Raw genomic sequence first — 17,145 nt, forward strand, 5'->3', positions numbered from 1 at the left:
CCAAATTTATTAGGATTGTTAATCATGTAATTGATTAATTTCCCAACTTCTTCGCTTTTGTTTTCTAGTTCTTTCTTCTTCTTAATATCAATATAGTTACATGCTAAAGCAAATTGTTTAGCAACGGGAAAGTTTTTAGTTATTTAAAAAATTTATATAGCTAATTCAACCCCTTTTTTGTATGCTAGTAACGTTTTAAAACTCATAAATACAGCTTACAGAATGCTGTTTACTTTGGCACTGTAAACTAAATAAAAAAAGACAGGCAGAAGCCTATCTTTTTTATATTATCTCATGCCTTTCATCATTTGCATCATTTTTCTTCCGCCACCACCTTGCATCATTTTCATCATTTTGCTCATTTGATCAAATTGCTTCATTAACTGGTTAATTTCTTGTACCGAGGTTCCTGATCCTTTTGCAATACGTTTTTTACGACTCGCATTAATAACAGAAGGCGTACTTCTTTCTTCAGGAGTCATAGAGTGTATAATAGCTTCAATTCCTTTAAAAGCATCATCGTCAATATCAACATCTTTTAAGGCCTTACCAGCACCAGGAATCATACCTACCAAGTCTTTCATGCTACCCATCTTTTTAATTTGATTGATTTGATTTAAGAAATCATCAAAACCAAACTGATTTTTAGCAATTTTCTTTTGTAGTTTTCTAGCCTCTTCTTCATCGTATTGTTCTTGGGCACGCTCTACTAACGAAACAACGTCTCCCATTCCTAAAATACGATCGGCCATACGACTTGGGTGGAATACATCAATTGCATCCATTTTTTCACCCGTACCAATAAACTTAATTGGTTTGTTTACTACCGATTTAATTGATATCGCAGCACCCCCACGTGTATCACCATCTAACTTCGTTAATATAACTCCATCAAAGTTTAATACATCGTTAAAGGCTTTAGCTGTGTTTACAGCATCTTGCCCTGTCATAGAGTCTACCACAAATAATGTTTCTTGTGGTTTTACCGCTTTATGAATGTTAGAGATTTCGGTCATCATTTCTTCATCAACAGCTAAACGACCCGCGGTATCAATAATCACCACATTTTTACCGTTTGCTTTTGCATGCTTAATTGCATTTTGAGAAATTTCTACAGGGTTTTGATTTCCTTCTTCTGCATATACCTCAACTCCAATTTGTTCTCCAACAACACGTAACTGATTAATTGCGGCAGGACGATATACATCACACCCTACTAATAAAACCTGCTTCGTTTTCTTAGTTTTAAGGTAGTTAGCTAATTTACCAGAAAAGGTTGTTTTACCCGAACCTTGTAAACCAGACATTAAAATTACAGTAGGTGAACCTGCTAAGTTAATACCAACGGTATCACCTCCCATTAATTCGGTTAATTCATCTTTTACCAATTTTACCATTAATTGCCCAGGGTTTAACGTAGTTAATACGTCTTGACCTAAGGCTTTTTCTTTTACTGTTTTGGTAAAATTCTTTGCTATTTTAAAGTTAACATCGGCATCTAATAAAGCTCTACGAACTTCTTTTAAAGTTTCTGCAACGTTAACTTCGGTAATTTTTCCGTGTCCTTTCAGCGTATGTAACGCTTTATCTAACTTTTCGCTTAAATTATTAAACATGTATCGGCTTCATTTTTTAGAGGCACAAATTTAGTTATTAGTTGTTAGTTTTTAGCAATTTGTTAGCATATTTTTTTGATTAAATAGTATAAAAGTGTATGTTTTTTTACAATTAGTAAGAATAATAATCTTTTTTGGAAGTTTTTTAATCGTTATGAGTAGGGGAGGAGGCTATACATCATCCGTAAAATGCTTAGGTCTTTTTTTCTTCGCGAAACTCTTCTTTATTGTAACTTTTTGAAGCATTTTTAGGAACGGATAATGGCTTCCAACCTTGGCTCTGTATCATTTTTCCTAAAAAACAATTAGCTTACATGTTAGCCGTAATGGCTCAGTTGCCTATTTGTAGCTTCCGTAACAATGGAATACTCAAAAACAGAACTTCTTATTTTATTAGATGTAAAAACTTTAGTGATTTAGACAGGTTGGTATAGGAATTAATAGAACCTATGATGAAAAAAAACACATTTGAGTCTTAATTATAAAACGGTCAACCTATTTTAGGACGACTTATAAATTATAATAATTAAGACTTTCTTTAATTAGTTTTTCCGAAGCTTTAACATTAATTTGAAAATCTTCATAATCGTTAAGAAGTACAAAGTTAATTTCTCCCCCTATATTCTTTTTATCATGTTTCATCAACTCAAGAATAGGCTGAAAATCATCTTCTGATAAAGTTACTTTACCATAGGTTTTAATAATAGCCTCTTTTATTTCAGAAACTTTATTTTCAGGAAATTCTAATACTTTTGATGATAAGTAAGCTTCGCAAACCATTCCAATTGCAATAGCTTCACCATGCGTTAGCGCTTCTTTTTTTTGGTTCTCTAAAAAATAAGACTCTACACCATGCCCTATAGTATGCCCCCAGTTTAAAACCTTACGAACACCTTGTTCTTTAGGGTCTTCTAAAACAACTTCATTCTTAATTTCTATCGAACGATGAATCAAGTCAACAATATTAAGCTTATCGTTATCTTTAATTTCGTTAAATAACTTAATGTCGTGCGTCATTCCATATTTAATGATTTCAGCAGTACCAGAACGAATTTCTCTAGGAGTTACTGTATGCAAGTATTCAGGATCAATAATAATTAACTCAGGGTTAGCGAATACACCAATCTGATTTTTTAATACGCCTAAATCAACACCTGTTTTTCCACCAACAGAAGCATCTACCATGCTTAATAAAGTTGTAGGAATATTCACAAAATCAATTCCACGTTTAAATGTAGAAGCAACAAAACCACCTAAATCAGTAATCACACCACCACCTAAGGTAATCAATAAGCTTTTTCTATCAGCCCCTAACTCCGTCATTACATTCCAAACTCCCATACAAGTTTCTATGTTTTTATGAACTTCACCAGCATCAATTTGAATAACTTCTATGGGCTTATCTGTAGCAAATAATTGCATAAATCGAGGATAACAACAATCTAAAGTATTGTCATCTACTAAAATAAAGATAGAAGAATAGTTTTTATTAGAAACTAAAGAAGTTAATTCATTATAGCCTTTTTCATTAAAATGAATAGGGTATGTTGCTGCATTAATTGTGGTCATAAATAACAAAAAAATATAAGGCGAAATTAAATAGAAAAAATTAAAATATATCAGTCTACTCAATTATATTTGTCTCAATAAATAAAGATATAATATTACCTCGATAATGGGACTTTTTGACAATACAGAAACTGCTTTTAAATTAAAATCTGACTCAGAGTTAGAACGTGCGTATTTTTTGTTTAAAATGATTCAGAGCCAACCAATGGTTCGAATAGGAACTACGGTAACAAACTTTGCTTTAAAAGCACACTTACCAGTTGAAGGTTTAATTCGCTCAACAGTTTTTGATCATTTTTGTGGAGGTGTAAGTGAAGATGATTGCTTACCAAATATCGAAAAAATGTATAAAGAAACTAACGTACATAGTGTTTTAGATTATTCAGTTGAAGGAAAAGAAACCGAAGCACAGTTTGATGATGCTTTAAGAATGACCTTAAAAACAATTGATTTTGCTAAAGAGAAAGAATCTATTCCTTATGCTGTTTTTAAACCTACTGGTTTTGGTCGTTTTGCTTTATATCAAAAATTAACTGAAGGAAAAGAGTTAACCCCAGAAGAGAAAGTAGAGTGGGATAGAGTTGTAGAGCGTTTTCATACTGTATGTAAAGCAGCGAAAGAAAAAGATGTTCCTTTATTAATAGATGCGGAAGAAAGTTGGATGCAAGACGCCGCAGATGATTTAATTGAAGAGTTAATGGAAATTTATAACCAAGAAAAAGTTATTGTTTTCAATACACTACAAATGTATCGTCATGATCGTATGGATTATTTAAGAGCTTTACATCAAAGAGCACACCAAAAAGGATACCATATTGGAATGAAAGTTGTTCGTGGAGCCTACATGGAAAAAGAACGAGAAAGAGCCAATGAAAAAGGTTATGAATCTCCTATTTGTGTCGATAAAAAAGCTACAGATGATAATTATAACGAAGCAGTTCGTTATATGATGAATCATAAAAAAATGGCAATTTTTGCTGGAACTCATAATGAAGAAAGTTCTTATTTGTTAATGGATTTAGCCAAAGAACATAATATAGCACCTAATGACAAGCGTATGTGGTTTGGTCAACTGTATGGAATGAGTGATCATATTAGCTTTAATTTATCAAAAGAAGGATATAATGTAGCAAAATATGTTCCTTTTGGTCCTGTTCGTGATGTAATGCCATACCTTATTCGAAGAGCAGAAGAGAATACTTCGGTAGCAGGACAAACATCAAGAGAACTAAGTTTAATTAAGTCAGAAAAAGCACGTAGAAAGCTTTAATGAATACTGTTGATGAAATAAAAGAAGCCGTCTTCAAGAATAAAAAAAGATTAGCTAAAGAGCTTCAAGAAAGTAGGGAGCTTGTGTATCTTGTTAGAAAATCATTAACCACTTCATTAACATCCGAAGAAAAAGCAAAAGTAAAAGAACAAACATTAGATATTTGTAAAGCAGTACCAGCTTTTACTGTATTTATGTTACCAGGAGGTGCATTGCTTTTGCCTTTACTTATAAAATTAATTCCAGATATTCTTCCTAGTGCTTTTAAAGAAGATGATGAAGAGCTAAATAAACCTAATTTAGAAGAGTAATTTACTTCTTAAATAAAAAAATAAGCCTAAAAAATAATTTTTAAATCACTAGAAAAAGACATTAAAATTTGTTTTTATATAGCGTCAAATAATACATTAAGAATTCGTGTATAAAAATTCATAATTCCTAAATAATAAAACACTACTTTTGCAGCTTCAAAATAAGCAAGAATGCAATCAATAAGAAATATTGCTATTATAGCACACGTTGACCACGGAAAGACAACCTTGGTAGACAAAATTATAGATCAAGCTAAAATTTTAGATGACCGTAAAGAACGTACAGATTTATTATTAGATAACAACGATTTAGAACGTGAACGCGGTATTACTATTTTATCTAAAAATGTATCAGTAAACTATAAAGGGGTTAAAATTAATGTAATTGATACTCCTGGGCACGCCGACTTTGGTGGAGAAGTAGAACGTGTATTAAAAATGGCAGATGGAGTTTTATTATTGGTTGATGCTTTTGAAGGACCAATGCCACAAACACGTTTTGTATTAGGAAAAGCAATCGAATTAGGATTAACACCTATCGTAGTAGTAAATAAGGTAGATAAAGAAAATTGTACACCAGATTTAGTTCATGAAAAAGTGTTCGATTTAATGTTTGCTTTAGAAGCAAATGAAGAACAATTAGATTTTACCACTATTTATGGGTCAGCTAAAAATGGTTGGATGAGCACTGATTGGCAAGATCCAAAAGAAGATATCATCGATTTATTAGATGCTGTTATCGAAACAATTCCAGAAGCACCTTATCGTGAAGGATCAACACAAATGCAAATTACATCGTTAGATTATTCTTCTTTTAAAGGTAGAATTGCGATTGGACGTGTATATCGTGGAGATTTAGAAAGAAACAAAGATTACATGCTTTGTAAAGCAGATGGAACTACGAAAAAAGTGCGTATTAAAGAATTACACATTTTTGAAGGAATGGGTAAGGCAGAAGCAGAACAAGTTCGTAGTGGAGATATTTGTGCAGTAACAGGACTTGATGATTTCGAAATTGGTGATACTATTGCTGATTTAGAAGACCCAGAAGCATTACCAAGAATTGAAGTAGATCAACCTACCATGAGTATGTTGTTTACAATTAACAACTCTCCTTTCTTTGGAAAAGAAGGTAAGTTTGTTACTTCTCGTCACTTACGTGATCGTTTATTTAAGGAAATGGAGAAGAACTTAGCTTTACGTGTTGACGAAACCGATACAGAAGATAAATTTAACGTTTTCGGACGCGGAGTATTACACTTATCTGTATTAATAGAAACCATGCGTCGTGAAGGTTATGAATTACAAGTAGGACGCCCCCAAGTAATCTTAAAAGATATTGAAGGAGTTAAGAGTGAACCATATGAAACATTATCAATAGATGTTCCTGAAGATGTAGCATCTAAAGCTATTAACTTAGTTTCTTTAAGAAAAGGAGATTTATTAGTAATGGAGCCAAAAGGAGATTTACAACACTTAGAGTTTACAATTCCTTCTAGAGGATTAATTGGTTTACGTAATAAAATATTAACAGCAACTGCAGGTCAAGCTATTATAAACCATAGATTTAGTGAATACGGAGAATTTAAAGGAGAATTCGCTGAAGAATTAAAAGGAGCAATTATTTCATCAGAAACAGGAAAGGCTACTGCTTATGCAATCGACCGTTTGCAAGATAGAGGGCGTTTCTTTATCGACCCTAACCAAGAAATATACAAGGGTCAGGTAGTTGGTGAAAATTCAAAGTCAGATGATATGGCTGTTAACCTAATTAAGGGAAAAAAATTGACCAACGTACGATCTTCAGGTAACGATGATAGTGTTAAAATTGCACCAAAAATCGATTTTTCTTTAGAAGAATGTATGGAGTATATTAGAGATGATGAATATTTAGAAGTAACTCCAGAGAGCTTACGTATGCGTAAAATAAACTTTGTAAAATAGTATTATTGTATATATTATATAAGAAAGCCACCTAATTAGGTGGCTTTTCTTTTTTGAAAAGGTTATAGACAATATTATTTAAGGGATAGTGTTAAATTCTTCATCAATTTTGATATTAATAATAATTATTTGTCGAATTTAGAGGTGTCCTAAAAAAAGGAAGCCTACATAGAAAATTAGAAAAGATGATCAAAGAAAAATATCAATGTTTGCTTGAAAAACTAAAAAGCTTAGACGCTAATGTGCCTATAAACTTAGTATTAAGTGGAGGGGCAGAAAAAGGTGTTGCCCATATCGCTTTGCTAGAAAAATTAGAAGAGTTAAATATTAAAATTAATGCTATTTCAGCTTGTAGTTCAGGATCTTTGGTTGGAGCTATGTATGCTTCAGGAATGAGACCCAAAGAAATTCTTAACTTTTTTAAATCTACTGAAATATTTCAGTTTACTTGGATAACAATTGCAAAACCAGGAATTTTTAACTCTTACAATTATGCAAAGTTGATAAAAGATAAGATAAAACCAACATTTGAAGATTTAAAAATACCTTTAACAGTTACCACAACTAATTTAAATAGAGGAGCAACTCAATATTTTTATGAAGGAGACTTATTAAACCCTGTTTTAGCATCGTGTGCTATTCCAGGTTTATTTAATCCAGTAAAAATAAACGATATGTTATACTCTGATGGTGGAATTATAGATAACTTTCCAACTACTCCATTTAAAGATTCTGAATATCCTATAATAGGTAGTTATGTTGTGTATCCTTCGAGTAAAAAGAGTGAAGAATTAAACACCACATTAAAGGTTTTAGCACATACTTCTAAACTATTAATGTTATCTTCAGAAGAATATAAGTTTTTTGATACTTATGCTACTATTTGTTTTCCTCTAGGAGAGTTTAGTGGGTTTAGCACCAAAGAAGTAGATGCTATTTATAAAACAGCTAAAAACTACTTAGAAGAAAAATTAAGTTAGCGTAAATAGTTGGTTTATCTATTTTAGGTAGCTATTTTTTGTGCTATTAGTCCAGAGTCATACGGGTTATTAATTAAATAGTCTATATCTTTTATGTTCGTCTTGGAATCTAACCACATATTCTTAAACATTTTTGGTATTTGTAGAGGCATTATTTCATATAGGTTATTGATGGAACTAAACTCTTTTGTAGCTTTAATGTTGATTACCGAACATGTTAAAAAATCATCATTAGTAGTATTGTATATTCCAGCTAAATAAAAAGGTTCTTGATTGCTTTTTTCAACTAAATAATTTTCAATCGTATTTCCTACCATTTTATGAATATAAAACCCTGTAACAATTAATAAGCACCTCCTAGAAAATAATGCTTCTTTGAATAAGATATTTTTTTCAAGATCTTCTTTTCTCACATGTAGTGTATGTTTTATTTGCTGAAACTTACTCCAATTTTCGGTATAATTCTGAGGTAAAATACCCCATATACCTCGTGTAATTTCATTAGGGTTATCCATAGTAATAATATTTACTGTTTGTTCTTTTAACCCGTTAATTTTACGTCTAGGTTTGTGTAAGTGAGGGTACTTAAAACTTAATCTAGTAAATTCTTTAATTCTTTCCTTACTTGCTATGTTTGATAATTTGTAGCTCATTTATTAATAATCTATTGCTCGTTAAAAGTAAAAATCATGGTAACACCAATGACTAAACAAGTTAAAACTACATAGAAAGCTATTCTTGTTACCATTTTGTTAAATAAATAAGAGTTTTATTGAAACCTTGAATACTTACCCCTTATTTATACAAGGTTAAAATTTACAAAATACTTTTCAAAGAGGCTAACCTCTTTGAAAAATTCTCTTAAAACTTCGTTTAGACTTTTTCATCCCAAAGATTTATGTGGGTTATATTTGTTGTAATTTTCTCTAAAAATTTCAGGCTGTAACCTTACCTCTTCGAAGTTTTTGAATAAATATGCGTAAATAACATCTTCCCTAAAGGTTTTATTAAACTGTTCTACATATCACATTTTGTGATGGTTTTTCTGGTTGGATATGGTTTATTTCAATAGCCTCAACAGTACAGAATTCAACAAGTATCTTAGATAGAAATTTTAGATCATTATCAACACGTATTTTTAGTGGTTTACCATAAACTTCAATGGTTTGTTTTAAGTGACTAATCACTTGAATCGATGGCGTTGAAAAACCTGAACATATATATAATGCTTATCTGTTATTATCATCAATGATATTAAATACCTTAAAGTGTCACCCTGTAACAAGACTATTGGAAGGTAAAACGAAAAAGGAAGCATTTATTTTTAATGAAATTGCTTTTGCAAAAATGTTTCATGAAATAAGTAACTAACTATAGCAGTTAATTACCTTGAATTCTAACCCAAAAATCTTTTAATAACTGTGTTGCTTTTTCACTATTTCGTGGTACTTCATTTATAACAAGTTTATTGTTTTTTTTAGTAATTTCAAAACTAAAAACAAATTGTTGAAAGTTAGGAGCTGCACTTAGAAGACCAAAACGTAAATCGTTTAGATATAGCAAGTTGTTTTTTTCTGAAATAGTATACCAACCTTTTGTTATTTTAATAAGTCTTTTTACAGAAGTGTAATTACTATACTTGCTTAGTAAATGATGATTTTTAGGGTAGGAATAAAATTCAATTGGCTTAGTATCAAAAAATGAGTAATACCCTATTAAGTATGCGTCTTCCGTTTCTACATTTGCAGACCATAAAATAGTGTTAAAAGGAGTAGGCTTCGTTTCAATTTCTTTATAAGTAATTTTCTGTTCTTTTAAAGCTTGTGTAAATTTACTATAGGTAATTCCTTTAATAATAATAGTAAGTAGCATATAAGAACTACTCACAATAAGTCCTAGATTGTTATATTTTCTCCTTTTTATATTCCCTTTTGGTTGAAACATTGCCATCAAGAGAAATACTAAAAAAGGAAGTGTGTATAGAGGGTCAATTACAAAAATATTTTTGAAAGCTAATCGTATATCAAGAGGCCAAAAAAGTTGCGTTCCCCAAGTAGTATGAGCGTCGAGAATAGGATGTGTTAAGAATCCCCAAAACATAAGTTGTGCCCATTCTTTAGTGGAGGCATCTTTTTCATACAAAGAAATAAGCCAACCAAAAAACCACCCCAAAACAATAGCAAAAAACACAGAGTGTGTAAAACCTCTATGTATTTCAAGAGCGGTAACTGTATCAAATAGTTTACCTATAAATACATCCAAATCAGGAATAGTACCCGCAATGGCTCCATACAACATTGCTTTATTTCCAACTTTTTTTCCTAAAACAGCTTCTCCAACAGCTGCTCCAAGAATAATTTGAGTAAGTGAATCCATAGTGTAAAAATAAACTAAAATACAGTTGAAAGAAAAGTAAGAAGTATTATGTTTTATTTTAAATATTAGTTACTGTTAATAATGAGATACCATATCTCTATAGGCGTTAGATTAAAATTATTTTTTACATTTGCCTACAGTTTAAAATCTACAAATGTAACTTGTTATGAAAAAATTGCTTTTTGCAATCGTTGCTATATTAATAGTATCTTGCAATGTATTGCCAAAAAAGAAAACATTGCACTTAGCTTCTTCACCTATAGAGTTAGGGGTAGTAGGAGAACAAAGTTATTCCATTCAAAAAAAAGCCTATCGAATTTTTGGAATACCAAATTATAAAAAAAAGATTAAAGTGTCTGCTGTTGTTAAAAGGTTTGATAAAACAATCTACAATAGATATTTAAAATCAATAAAAGAAATATCGAGCAAAAAAACGGTGAACTATGTTGATTCTATAGCTCAAAAACCAACATTTGTAGAGTTGCAAATTCTTGACAAAGTAGGGGTAGTAAATGCTATTAATCATGAAAACACAGAAGTTTACAATTACATAAAAAGTAACTACAAGAGTTCGTTAGTTTCTAAAGTGAGAGTAGTGATGACTCCATCAAATTTCGAAAAAATAAAACAGGCAAACGCTTTTTATTTACAAACACTTCAAGGTAAAGAACAATATTTGATGATATACCAAGATGGAAAGCTTGTAGATAAGCTGAACTTGTATGGAATGGTAACATTTGGATACGAGTTGTCTTCATTTTGTTGGGAGTTAACAAATAGAAAAAAGATGCAAGTATCAACGTTACTTAGTGAAGGACAAAATTGTAATGAAAACTCCAAGAGAAATCCTAATGATTTATTAGAAGAATTAACCAAAAGTAAGTTTAAGTTTTAAAGACTATAAAAAAGAAAAATTAATAAAAAAAAAGAACAAATATGAAAAAGTATATTTTTATAATAATTTCAATATTATCAACCACCCTGTATTCTCAAACTACTGAATTAACCGCTTTAGGAAATTATATTTGGAATAGTACAGATGAACCAAAAACATTTTCAAAGAAGCTTCAATTATCTTTTGTTAACGCAGCAAATGGGTTTCCCTCATATGGAACGGTTTTGGCAGGAGGGACGTATTCAGTTACACAAGATGGAGGTGTATTTCAATTATATTTTCCATATGGAGAATCGTATGATGGAAATGCGCCAAAAATACGATTAGGTAAGTATCATAATCAAGGATGGAGTAATTGGGAAACATTTTATACATCCGCTAATGCAAATAAGAGCGATATTGATTGGAATGTGAAATCTCTTAATGCAAATAACTTGGTTTTTGATAATTCTTATTCAGACCCAAGTACTTCCCCAAATAAAATTACTCTATGGAAAGGGGGAGATAATAATTATTTTGGTTTTGGAATTAGTAATAGAGACTTAGATTATTTTAGTCAATACAATCACCGCTTTTATACAGGATATAATGGTACTCCAGGTACTGAAAAAATGGTAATTACTTCTTCAGGTAATGTTGGTATAGGTACTATAAATCCAGATGTAAAATTAGCGGTAAATGGAATAATCCACTCAAAAGAAGTAAAAGTAGATTTAACTGGTTGGCCCGATTATGTTTTTAAAAAAGAATACAACTTGCCAACGTTACAAGAAGTGGCAAAGCATATTAAAGAGAAAGGCCATTTAGAAAATATTCCGAGCGCTAAAGAAGTAGAAAAGAACGGAGTGAAGTTAGGAGAGATGAATAAAAAGTTACTTCAAAAAATAGAGGAGTTAACACTGTATACATTGCAACAAGAAAGTAGACTAAAAAAACTAGAAGAAGAAAATAAAAATTTAAAGGATAAAACCAATAGAATAGAGGAGTTAGAAAAGAAAATGACTGCTATTCTTAAGAACTAAAAAGAAGACTTGTGATTAAAAGAATTAGTTTTATAGTATTCTTCGTCTTGTCTGGAGTTGTTTTTTCGCAAAACAATATTGAAGATAAACGAATTTTGGAGTTAAGAGAAGAACTCAATCAGTTAGCGGTTAGTGTACCAGGATTATTAAAACCTGTAGATTTTAACATTAGTGAAACTCAATTACCTACCTTTATTAGGTCGGTAGGAAAAAATAGCGAAGTTAATATTAGTGTTGACACCCAAATAAAAGATATAAACTTAACACATTCGTTTTCTAATGCAAAAGTTATAGATGTGTTGTTGTATTTGTGTAAGGAGTATAATTTAACGATAGATTTAACTGGAAATATCATTTCTTTTAGCAAGATTCCTCAAAAAAAAGAAGAAGTAAAAAAGTATACTCCGAGAAATATTCCTGTAACCTATGACAAGAATAAAGATCTTTTTACAATAGACTTACAAAATGATACCCTAGCGATAGCTTTTAAAAAAATTACAGATATAACTGGGAAAAACATGGTTTTTTCACCAGGTTTAGGACATCAAAAAATATCAGGTTACATTAAAGAAAAATCATTTGAAAGTGCTGTTGATAAACTAGCATTTTCTAACAACCTTAGGGTAACTAAAACTAAAGATAATTATTATTTATTTGAAGGTGTAGAAGAGAATATTACCATTTCTAATGGTAGGAGAGGACAAACAACTCAAAAAAAACAGAAACCAGCTAGGTACAGAAATACAAACTTTTATTTTAAAGTTTTAGACTCTATTGATAAAAAATTAGAGGTAGATTTTGAAAACGTTGCCATTGAGTCTATTATCAAAGACATTGGATACGAATTAAATATAAATAGTTTTACAAATGTGCCGCTAGTCAATATTGGAACAGCCTCAGTAAAAGCAAATGAAATTACTTTTGATAATTTACTTGAAAAAGTTTTAGAAGATACTGAGTATACATTTAAAGTTGAAAACGAAATATACTTTTTTGGAAAAAGAGAGCAAGCGTCTTTAAGAAACTCAGAGATTATTCCATTAATGCATAGGTCAATTGAAGTAATGAACCAACCAATGCAAAGTAGAAGTAGGTCAAATTTTGAAGGTAATTCAGGTTTTTCTCAAAATAACTTATATAACAATAACAACAACTCCTCTTTTAACGGAAACCAAAACTTTAATAATCAACAGTCGAGAGTTGGTAATAACTCTTATCAACAACAAAGAATAAGTACAACTAGGAGTCAACCTTTTAGTCAACATCAATCCAAATCGGAGGCGTTAGTAAATATTCTACCAGAAGAGTTAAAGAAAGATTTAGAAATTTCAACAGACATCGAACACAATGCCTTTGTCGTAACAGGAGATCAACAAAAAATAGAAAAATTTAAAGAATTTATAAAAAGGATAGACAAGCCAGTACCTGTTATTTTAATAGAAGTAATGATTTTAGAAGTAAGTAAAACCAATACATTAAGTGCTGGGGTCGAATTTGGGTTGGCAGAAAACACAGTAAAAGATGGTGGTCAACTATTTTCATCGACAGATATAACGTTAGGAGCTGCAACTATTAATAAAATAATAGGAGGTTTTAATGGGTTTGGAACATTAAATGTAGGAAAAGTAACCCCTAATTTTTATGCACGTATTCACGCAATGGAATCTAACGGAAATGTAAAAATTAAATCAACTCCAAAGTTATCAACTCTTAACGGACATAATGCAACGCTTTCTAATGGAGTAACATCGTATTATGCCGTAACAAGAAGAGATGTTATAGGGTCTCAAAACCCTCAAACAACAGAAATAAAAAATTATTACCCGATAGAAGCAAACCTTTCAATTTCAATTAGACCTTTAGTCGCAGGAGATGAACAAATAACGTTGAGTGTAAATGTGCTACAATCTAATTTTAATGGTGAGCGTATTGATCCTGAGGCTCCTCCGGGTATGAACTCAAGAGAATTTACGTCAACCATTAGAGTTAAAGATCAAGAGGTTGTTATATTAGGAGGTTTGGAAGAAAATGTAAAAAATGACTCTGGTTCAGGAATTCCTTTTTTAGCAAGGATTCCTATAATAAAATGGTTATTTAGTAAAAGAACACGAACTGCTTCTAAATCTAGACTATCGGTATTAATAAGACCCACTGTTATTAAGTAAATGAAATATAATAGTTTAAAATATGGTACTATTTACGCAGCTATTGAATTTACATTCGATGCTGATGGTAGTGAGTGTATAAATTATTTGAAGCTACATAAAAAGAAGAATGAACTTGCTGTTATAGAAAGCACTTCATTTATAAAAGTAGATGAACTGTTAACATTTATTAAAGATACATTGTTACCTACTTGTATTGTGTTTAATAATAAAAACGTAATTACAAAATTGGTTTCATTAACCTCTTTATTAGGTAGAAAAAATGAAGTAATCCAGTCAGTCTTCCCTAACATAAGTACAGACGATTTTTTTTATGAAGTCTATAAAGGAGAAGAAAAAGGTTTAGTTTCTATTGCTAGAAAAGACTATATAAATAAAGTACTAGCGCTTTTTGTAGGGACCAAAATAAACATCGTAGCTTTTTATTTAGGAAACGGAATCGTAAAAAACATATCTTCATACATATCAAAAGAAACAATTTATACTTCCAATTCAAAAATTACTTTTAAAGGAGAAGAGTTTTTAAGTATTGAAGACTATAAAGAGTCTAATGAAAAATATGATGTAAACGGGGTGGAACTATCAAGCAGAAATTTACTTGCTTTTTCTGCAATTTTAGATTCTTTTTTTAATGTGTTAACCTCCATTGAAGCTAATAAGGAAACTTGTGTGAAAGCTTTAAAAGAGGAGTTTGTAAAAAAAAGAATGTTTTCTAAAGGATTGCTAATTTCATTAATTTTTCTTTTGGTTCTTTTTTTAATAAACTTTTTTTTCTTTAGTCATTATAATACTGAAATTCAAAAAGTAGAGAGTGAGTTATCGTTATTAAAAGATAATAAAAATTTTATTGAAGAACTTAAAGTTAAAACAGAAGATAAAGCAGCTATAATTAATAATTTTAACTCGGTGTTAGAATCAAAAATTTCATGGTATGTAGATGAAATTTCTTTAAGAGTACCTGACAACATATTGTTAAAAGAAATAACCTTTCAACCACTTCAAAAAAGTATAAAAAAAGAAAAAGAAATTTTATATGAGGAAGATGTTTTTGTCATAGAAGGAGAAGCTATTGATAGTTATGAAATATCAAAATGGGTTGATGATTTAGCAAAAATAAAATGGATTGATGATGTGATTGTAAATGATTTAGAAAACAAAACAGCCCGAAAAAACTCTTTTACGTTATTTATTACAATTACTAATGAAAAAGAATAACTCAAATAGAAACCTAATACTCTTAGCTGTAGGCTTTGTAGTGGTGCTTTTAATAAGTTATCCACTAACAATACAAAAGACGGTTCAATTAAAAAAAGAGTATAGGAAAGGGCAACAGCGATTACAAGATGCAAAAAATGCAGACCAACAAATAAACACACTGTTACAAGAGAATAGGTTTTTAGATTCAATTTTAAAAGCAAATGATTTACAAGTAAATGCTTCGTTTCAACAGTTGTTGTTAAATAAAATAACAAAGTACACTCAAGATAATTCTAGCTTAAAGCTTACATCTTTAAGTTCACCACATAAGTTTGAGTCAAAGCAAATTAAAGAAACGTATATTATTGAAACCAAAGGTAGTTTTACAGGATTGTTAAAGTTTTTACATTATTTAGAGAACCAACGATTAGGAGAAGTTACCTCAATAACTTTCAAAAAAAATAAAAATTACAGAAAAAATACTTTTGAGTTGTTCTTGAAAATTTATTTACAAAAAGTAAAAACAAAATAAAAAAATAGTTGTATAACTATAAGAAAATATTATTTTTGCTGCGGATTTATAAGAAAACAAATAAAATACTATGAAAAAAATTGCTATAGGTTTAGCCTCTTTGGCTTTAATATTGTCATTATTTACTTTTTTTTATTCACAAAACACCTCTGACTTGGTGTATGTAGATGTAAATAAATTATTAGACGGTTATAAAAGAACCAAGGTAGTTCGTGCTGAATTTGAAAAGAAAGCAAAGGTCTTAAAATCGAATGTAGATAGTTTGGTAACTGACTGGCAAAAAGAATTAAAATTGTACGAAAAAGAACGTTCAGGGTATTCAGCTAAAGAGTTAAAGTTGAAACAAGAATTGTTAGGAAACAAACAACAGCAAATAAACAATTATCAACAAGCTATTCAAAAGCAAATTCAAGAAGAAGATAAAAAGTCAACCCAAACAGTAGTAAACGATATTAATGACTATGTAAAAGAATTTGGGAAGGAAAAAGGGTACAAAGTTATTTTTGGAGCCAGTGGTTCAGGAAATATAATGTACGCCGATAAAAGCGCTGATTTAACAGAAGAAGTATTGTTGGGGTTAAACTCAGACTTCGAAGGAAAGTAAGAAGCTAGGGGGAGAAAACTATACTATTTTGCTATGAATCGTATTTATTTACTACTAGTACTTATATTAATAAGTAGTTGTACATCTAAAACCTTTGAAACAAAGGAAGAGATGTGGAAGTACTTACAAGACAAAGATCATAACTATTTACAAGAGAAAAATGTAAATGGCTATGATTTTTCGTTGCTATACAAACCTACAGACTTGTTAGTAGATCAAGAATTAGGTGATGAAATAACTTCAGAAAAGGTAGTGAAACTAAGAGAAAAGTACAGTCGCTATATTTACTTTACGTTGTCAATGTCAAGAGACAATAAAGAACTACTAAGTACTACCCCAAGAAACCGACAAGAATTTGGCGCTATGGTAAATGAGTTAGCTTTTGGAATGGATAAGAAAGTACATGTGTTTACACCAAAGAAAGATACCTTAGACTTATTGGATTACGTATACCCTAGAATGTATGGAATGAGCAGAGCCACCACAATGCTATTTGTATATCCTAGAGAAGAAAAATATTTACAAGAAGAATACTTAAACCTCACCATAGGAGATTTAGGAACCTATACAGGAGAAGTAAAGTTTAAAGTACCTACCAAAATTATAAAGAACGAACCAACAATAGAGTTTTATTAAAAAACAAATTTCTTGATTAGTCATTTCG

At 30.4% G+C, this 17,145-nt stretch carries 15 protein-coding genes and 1 pseudogene; 11 read left to right on the plus strand and 5 right to left on the minus strand.

Features of this window, described 5'->3' with window-relative positions; translation table 11 throughout:
* Positions 1 to 287: 287 nt before the first annotated feature.
* Both ffh and aroB read right to left on the minus strand, forming a co-directional pair.
* Positions 288 to 1,616: a signal recognition particle protein gene (ffh, locus tag ACKTSW_RS07870; RefSeq protein WP_408024727.1), complete on the minus strand. Its 1,329-nt coding sequence runs from the start codon at positions 1,614 to 1,616 to the stop codon at positions 288 to 290.
* Between the two features lie 510 nt (positions 1,617 to 2,126).
* A complete protein-coding gene (gene aroB, locus ACKTSW_RS07875) occupies positions 2,127 to 3,185 on the minus strand; it encodes a 3-dehydroquinate synthase (protein ID WP_408024728.1) in 1,059 nt (352 codons plus the stop codon).
* 103 nt (positions 3,186 to 3,288) lie between these two features.
* On the opposite strand from aroB, the gene ACKTSW_RS07880 reads away from it, so the two are divergent.
* From ACKTSW_RS07880 to ACKTSW_RS07895, 4 genes are all read left to right on the plus strand, one after another.
* Positions 3,289 to 4,455 (plus strand): proline dehydrogenase family protein, encoded by a 1,167-nt coding sequence (locus tag ACKTSW_RS07880; RefSeq protein WP_408024753.1) that lies wholly within the window; start codon positions 3,289 to 3,291, stop codon positions 4,453 to 4,455.
* Positions 4,455 to 4,766, plus strand: coding sequence for an LETM1 domain-containing protein (locus ACKTSW_RS07885; protein ID WP_408024729.1), 312 nt, complete (start codon positions 4,455 to 4,457; stop codon positions 4,764 to 4,766). The genes ACKTSW_RS07880 and ACKTSW_RS07885 overlap by 1 nt, the downstream gene beginning before the upstream one ends.
* 171 nt (positions 4,767 to 4,937) lie before the next feature.
* Positions 4,938 to 6,710: a translational GTPase TypA gene (gene typA / locus ACKTSW_RS07890; RefSeq protein ID WP_408024730.1), complete on the plus strand. Its 1,773-nt coding sequence runs from the start codon at positions 4,938 to 4,940 to the stop codon at positions 6,708 to 6,710.
* Between the two features lie 185 nt (positions 6,711 to 6,895).
* Complete coding sequence (locus ACKTSW_RS07895; protein WP_408024731.1) at positions 6,896 to 7,690, plus strand: patatin-like phospholipase family protein; 795 nt, start codon at positions 6,896 to 6,898, stop codon at positions 7,688 to 7,690.
* Positions 7,691 to 7,713: 23 nt separating this feature from the next.
* On the opposite strand, the gene ACKTSW_RS07900 is transcribed toward ACKTSW_RS07895, so the two are convergent.
* The 3 genes and pseudogenes from ACKTSW_RS07900 to ACKTSW_RS07910 all read right to left on the minus strand — a co-directional run bounded on the left by ACKTSW_RS07900 (position 7,714) and on the right by ACKTSW_RS07910 (position 10,066).
* Positions 7,714 to 8,343, minus strand: a complete 630-nt coding sequence (locus ACKTSW_RS07900; RefSeq protein ID WP_408024732.1) for an SOS response-associated peptidase family protein — start codon at positions 8,341 to 8,343, stop codon at positions 7,714 to 7,716.
* Positions 8,344 to 8,573: 230 nt separating this feature from the next.
* Positions 8,574 to 8,702: pseudogene (locus ACKTSW_RS07905) on the minus strand (integrase core domain-containing protein); the annotation flags it as partial.
* Between the two features lie 368 nt (positions 8,703 to 9,070).
* Entirely contained in the window at positions 9,071 to 10,066 is a 996-nt protein-coding gene (locus ACKTSW_RS07910) for a metal-dependent hydrolase (RefSeq protein WP_408024733.1), read from the minus strand.
* Positions 10,067 to 10,232: 166 nt separating this feature from the next.
* Between ACKTSW_RS07910 and ACKTSW_RS07915 the strand changes: the two genes are divergently transcribed.
* From ACKTSW_RS07915 to ACKTSW_RS07945, 7 genes are all read left to right on the plus strand, one after another.
* Complete coding sequence (locus tag ACKTSW_RS07915) at positions 10,233 to 10,961, plus strand: hypothetical protein (protein WP_408024734.1); 729 nt, start codon at positions 10,233 to 10,235, stop codon at positions 10,959 to 10,961.
* Positions 10,962 to 11,002: 41 nt separating this feature from the next.
* The gene (locus tag ACKTSW_RS07920) at positions 11,003 to 11,983 is read left to right on the plus strand and encodes a hypothetical protein (RefSeq protein WP_408024735.1); all 981 of its coding nucleotides are present in this window, start codon (positions 11,003 to 11,005) and stop codon (positions 11,981 to 11,983) included.
* Between the two features lie 11 nt (positions 11,984 to 11,994).
* Positions 11,995 to 14,148 (plus strand): type II secretion system protein GspD, encoded by a 2,154-nt coding sequence (locus ACKTSW_RS07925; protein ID WP_408024736.1) that lies wholly within the window; start codon positions 11,995 to 11,997, stop codon positions 14,146 to 14,148.
* Positions 14,149 to 15,363 carry a hypothetical protein gene (locus tag ACKTSW_RS07930; protein WP_408024737.1) on the plus strand — a complete coding sequence of 405 codons (1,215 nt, stop codon included), beginning with the start codon at positions 14,149 to 14,151 and terminating at the stop codon, positions 15,361 to 15,363.
* Positions 15,350 to 15,877 (plus strand): hypothetical protein, encoded by a 528-nt coding sequence (locus ACKTSW_RS07935; protein ID WP_408024738.1) that lies wholly within the window; start codon positions 15,350 to 15,352, stop codon positions 15,875 to 15,877. Before ACKTSW_RS07930 ends, ACKTSW_RS07935 begins: the two co-directional genes overlap by 14 nt.
* Positions 15,878 to 15,947: 70 nt before the next feature.
* Positions 15,948 to 16,481: an OmpH family outer membrane protein gene (locus ACKTSW_RS07940; protein WP_408024739.1), complete on the plus strand. Its 534-nt coding sequence runs from the start codon at positions 15,948 to 15,950 to the stop codon at positions 16,479 to 16,481.
* Positions 16,482 to 16,514: 33 nt separating this feature from the next.
* Positions 16,515 to 17,117, plus strand: a complete 603-nt coding sequence (locus tag ACKTSW_RS07945; protein WP_408024740.1) for a hypothetical protein — start codon at positions 16,515 to 16,517, stop codon at positions 17,115 to 17,117.
* Positions 17,118 to 17,145 lie beyond the last annotated feature (28 nt).

Origin of the sequence: Tenacibaculum sediminilitoris (assembly GCF_964513795.1) — a bacterium.
In the GTDB taxonomy this organism is placed as follows: Bacteria; Bacteroidota; Bacteroidia; order Flavobacteriales; family Flavobacteriaceae; genus Polaribacter; species Polaribacter sediminilitoris.

Bases quoted from the DNA above. Each gene is read 5' to 3' on its own strand.
- ACKTSW_RS07940 (WP_408024739.1), top strand. From the start codon at position 15,948: ATGAAAAAAATTGCTATAGGTTTAGCCTCTTTGGCTTTAATATTGTCA.
- ACKTSW_RS07910 (WP_408024733.1), bottom strand. From the start codon at position 10,066: ATGGATTCACTTACTCAAATTATTCTTGGAGCAGCTGTTGGAGAAGCT.
- ffh (WP_408024727.1), bottom strand. From the start codon at position 1,616: ATGTTTAATAATTTAAGCGAAAAGTTAGATAAAGCGTTACATACGCTG.
- ACKTSW_RS07915 (WP_408024734.1), top strand. From the start codon at position 10,233: ATGAAAAAATTGCTTTTTGCAATCGTTGCTATATTAATAGTATCTTGC.
- ACKTSW_RS07920 (WP_408024735.1), top strand. From the start codon at position 11,003: ATGAAAAAGTATATTTTTATAATAATTTCAATATTATCAACCACCCTG.
- aroB (WP_408024728.1), bottom strand. From the start codon at position 3,185: ATGACCACAATTAATGCAGCAACATACCCTATTCATTTTAATGAAAAA.
- ACKTSW_RS07930 (WP_408024737.1), top strand. From the start codon at position 14,149: ATGAAATATAATAGTTTAAAATATGGTACTATTTACGCAGCTATTGAA.
- ACKTSW_RS07900 (WP_408024732.1), bottom strand. From the start codon at position 8,343: ATGAGCTACAAATTATCAAACATAGCAAGTAAGGAAAGAATTAAAGAA.
- ACKTSW_RS07935 (WP_408024738.1), top strand. From the start codon at position 15,350: ATGAAAAAGAATAACTCAAATAGAAACCTAATACTCTTAGCTGTAGGC.
- ACKTSW_RS07945 (WP_408024740.1), top strand. From the start codon at position 16,515: ATGAATCGTATTTATTTACTACTAGTACTTATATTAATAAGTAGTTGT.
- ACKTSW_RS07885 (WP_408024729.1), top strand. From the start codon at position 4,455: ATGAATACTGTTGATGAAATAAAAGAAGCCGTCTTCAAGAATAAAAAA.
- typA (WP_408024730.1), top strand. From the start codon at position 4,938: ATGCAATCAATAAGAAATATTGCTATTATAGCACACGTTGACCACGGA.
- ACKTSW_RS07895 (WP_408024731.1), top strand. From the start codon at position 6,896: ATGATCAAAGAAAAATATCAATGTTTGCTTGAAAAACTAAAAAGCTTA.